At 65.2% G+C, this 3,366-nt stretch carries 4 protein-coding genes and 1 pseudogene; 4 read left to right on the top strand and 1 reads right to left on the bottom strand.

Annotated elements, in window-relative coordinates; all coding sequences use genetic code 11:
• Window positions 1-317: 317 nt before the first annotated feature.
• The 4 genes and pseudogenes from rplS (at window position 318) to VFA16_RS19200 (ending at window position 2,786) form a co-directional block, all read left to right on the top strand.
• Window positions 318-659, top strand: coding sequence for a 50S ribosomal protein L19 (rplS, locus tag VFA16_RS19215; RefSeq protein WP_324969345.1), 342 nt, complete (start codon window positions 318-320; stop codon window positions 657-659).
• A gap of 182 nt (window positions 660-841) precedes the next feature.
• Complete coding sequence (lepB, locus tag VFA16_RS19210; protein WP_324969344.1) at window positions 842-1,708, top strand: signal peptidase I; 867 nt, start codon at window positions 842-844, stop codon at window positions 1,706-1,708.
• A 2-nt stretch (window positions 1,709-1,710) separates the two neighbouring features.
• A pseudogene (locus tag VFA16_RS19205) lies at window positions 1,711-2,458 on the top strand (ribonuclease HII); the annotation flags it as partial.
• Window positions 2,459-2,480: 22 nt separating this feature from the next.
• Window positions 2,481-2,786: a DUF2469 domain-containing protein gene (locus VFA16_RS19200; RefSeq protein ID WP_012393608.1), complete on the top strand. Its 306-nt coding sequence runs from the start codon at window positions 2,481-2,483 to the stop codon at window positions 2,784-2,786.
• A 127-nt stretch (window positions 2,787-2,913) separates the two neighbouring features.
• Here VFA16_RS19200 and VFA16_RS19195 read toward each other — a convergent pair.
• A partial coding sequence (locus tag VFA16_RS19195) for a WS/DGAT domain-containing protein (RefSeq protein ID WP_324969343.1) occupies window positions 2,914-3,366 on the bottom strand: 453 nt, incomplete at its 5' end.

Genomic DNA, 3,366 nt, shown 5'->3' with positions numbered 1-3,366 from the left:
CGGATTGGAACGTGCCGCACTGCACTGCCCGGCGCGACAAGCCGAGGCTTTCCCGTTCATGTAGTTAGGCCTCCGTCATATCTACCACCCGTGGCCGGCTTTGCAGCTTAGCGACGGGCGGTGATTCCCTGTGATTTCGCTGCGGAGAGGCCCATCTGGCACAATTGACCAGTTGTCTCCAGCAGCTGTTGGTGGGCCGGCTGCCTCCGCCTGTTGCGAGATACGCTCAGATGCCCGAACTCATCGGCTCGGTGATCGCCTCACGTGTGCGTGGGCAGTGTCCCGCAGCCGCGACCTGCAAGGAAGTGCCTGTCGAAATGAACACGCTGGACTTCGTCGACAAGGCGTCGCTGCGCGACGACATCCCGGCCTTCAACCCCGGCGACACGATCAACGTGCACGTCAAGGTGATCGAGGGCAACAAGCAGCGCATCCAGGTGTTCAAGGGTGTGGTGATCCGCCGCCAGGGCGGAGGCATCCGTGAGACCTTCACCGTGCGCAAGGAAAGCTATGGCGTCGGCGTCGAGCGCACCTTCCCGGTGCATTCGCCCAACATCGACCACATCGAGGTAGTGACCCGCGGTGACGTTCGACGCGCCAAGCTGTACTACCTACGCGAGCGTCGTGGCAAGAAGGCGAAGATCAAGGAGAAGCGCTGACGGCTGGTCGGTCGGCGACCCGCTGCGCCCGGCTCCGCCGCGCTTGCGATCGCCTCTGGCCTGATTGGTCGGCGACCCGCTGCGCCCGGCTCCGCCGCGCTTGCGATCGCCTCTAGCCTGGTCGGTCGGCGACCCGCTGCGCCCGGCTCCGCCGCGCTTGCGATCGCCTCTAGGCTGATGTCGTGACCGAAACCGCCGACTCGTCGCCTGAGCGCCAAGCCGATTCCGATCCGGCGGAGCCCCAAGTCGCTACCCGCGATCCCGCCGCCGGCAATACGGCCACCGCCCAGACAAAAGCGGAAGAGCCCAAACGCAATAAGCGGGCGGCGATGCGGGAAGCGGCGATCTTGGCCGCGATCGCGGTGGTGCTCTACTACGTCATGTTGACGTTCGTGGCGCGGCCCTACCTGATTCCGTCGGAGTCCATGGAACCCACCCTGCACGGGTGTTCCGGTTGCGTGGGTGACCGCATCATGGTCGACAAGATCAGCTACCGATTCGGCTCACCGCAACCCGGCGACGTCATCGTCTTCAAGGGACCGCCGTCGTGGAACATCGGCTACAAGTCGATCCGCTCGCACAACACCGTGGTGCGCTGGGTGCAGAACGGGCTGTCGTTCGTCGGCTTCGTTCCGCCCGACGAGAACGACTTGGTCAAGCGCGTCATCGCAGTGGGGGGTCAGACCGTGCAGTGCCGGGCCAACACCGGCCTGACGGTTAACGGCATCCGATTAAAGGAGCCGTACCTGAATGCCGCGACGATGATGGCAGACCCGTCGGTGTACCCGTGTCTGGGCGGCGAATTCGGACCGGTCAGCGTTCCGCAGGGACGGCTGTGGGTGATGGGCGATAACCGCACCCACTCGGCCGACTCGCGGGCCCACTGCACCAGCGTGCCGGCGGACGCGCTGAAAGGTCTTCTCTGCACCGGCGATCCGATGTCGGCCACTGTTCCGGTGAGCAACGTCATCGGCAAGGCCCGATTCATCGTGTGGCCGCCGTCGCGCTGGGGCACAGTGAAGTCGGTGAACCCTCAACAAGGTCAATAGCCGTGGCCACGGCGTGGCCGCCGCGGACGGTAATCCGCAAATCTTCCGGGTTGCGTACCCTGGAATCCGCTCTGTATCGCAGCGGTCTGGGACCGGTGGCCGGCGTCGACGAGGTCGGCCGCGGCGCCTGCGCGGGACCGCTGGTAGTGGCGGCCTGCGTGCTCGGGCCGGGACGGTTGGAAAGCCTGGCCGCCCTTGATGATTCGAAAAAACTCACCGAGAAGACCCGCGAAAAGCTGTTTCCGGTGATTCGCCGCTATGCGTTGGCGTACCACGTGGTGTTCATTCCGCCAGCCGAAGTCGACCGGCGCGGCGTGCACGTTGCCAACATCGAGGGCATGCGGCGAGCGGTGGCTGGCCTGTCGGTGCGGCCTGGGTACGTGCTCAGCGACGGCTTTCGGGTGCCGGGGCTGCCGATGCCGTCGCTGCCGGTGATCGACGGCGACGCGACGGCGGCCTGCATTGCCGCGGCCAGTGTGCTGGCGAAGGTCAGCCGGGACCGGTTGATGGTGGGGCTGGACGCGCAGCATCCCGGGTACGGGTTCGCCGAACACAAGGGGTACTGCACGCCCGGGCACAGCGCGGCGCTGACGGCGTTGGGCCCTTGCTCTGAGCACCGCCATTCGTTCATCAACGTCCGGCGAGTGGCGACGGCGTCGGGCACCCGGGTAGTCACGGAATTCAAGTCGACTACACCGGACCGGCTCGGGGGAAACGGGTGGGGGAAGATGGGACCCGGGGAACTTGCCGAGGGAGAAGGACGGCTGGGCAAATGAGTGCCGAAGATCTCGAGAAGTACGAAACCGAGATGGAGCTCTCGCTGTACCGCGAGTACAAGGACATCGTGGGCCAGTTCAGCTACGTCGTGGAGACCGAGCGCCGGTTCTACCTGGCAAATAGCGTGGAGATGGTGCCGCGCAACGCGGACGGCGAGGTGTACTTCGAGCTGCGACTCGCCGATGCCTGGGTGTGGGACATGTACCGGCCGGCCCGGTTCGTCAAGCAGGTGCGGGTCGTCACCTTCAAAGACGTCAACATCGAAGAAGTCGAGAAACCCGAGCTGCGGCTGCCCGAGTAAGGCGACGCTGGAGCTCGATTGCCCGGCTCCTCCTCGCGCCGCTGCGCGGCCCGCATCGGTCGCCGAGCTGAAGCTGAATTGCCCGGCTCCTCCTCGCGCCGCTGCGCGGCTCGCATCGGTTGCCGAGCTAGACCCCGACGGCGCGTTCCAGGTCTTTCAGCGACGTCTCCAAATGGCCGAGCATGCGCTGCATGTGCGGCACACTCCCGCGAGCGGCGACCAGGCCAAAATCGAGATTCTCGGCGTTGGTGGTCACGGTGATGTTCATCGCCTGCCCGTCCAGCGGGATTGACAGCGGATAGTTTCCGACCATGCGCGCGCCGCGCCAATACAGCGGCTCCTGGGCTCCTGGCACGTTCGAGATCACGATATTGAACGGCGGAGGCGCGGTGCGGATGAAACCGGGAATGAGCCCGAAGAACAGGCCGCCGATATTGAACGCGGATAGCGCCAACTGCTGCACGGGCGGAAGTTGCTTGAAGATGTCCTTGCTCTCACACATCGACACGTTGATCGCCTCGAGGCGTTTCGCCGGGTCGTCAATGTGCGTGTTCAGGTTGCACAAGAGCGTGCCCACCAT

Origin of the sequence: Mycobacterium sp. (assembly GCF_035653355.1) — a bacterium.
Classification (GTDB): domain Bacteria; phylum Actinomycetota; class Actinomycetes; order Mycobacteriales; family Mycobacteriaceae; genus Mycobacterium.
The sequence above is the reverse complement of the archived record's forward strand: the minus strand, read 5'-3'. Positions and strand labels throughout refer to the sequence as shown.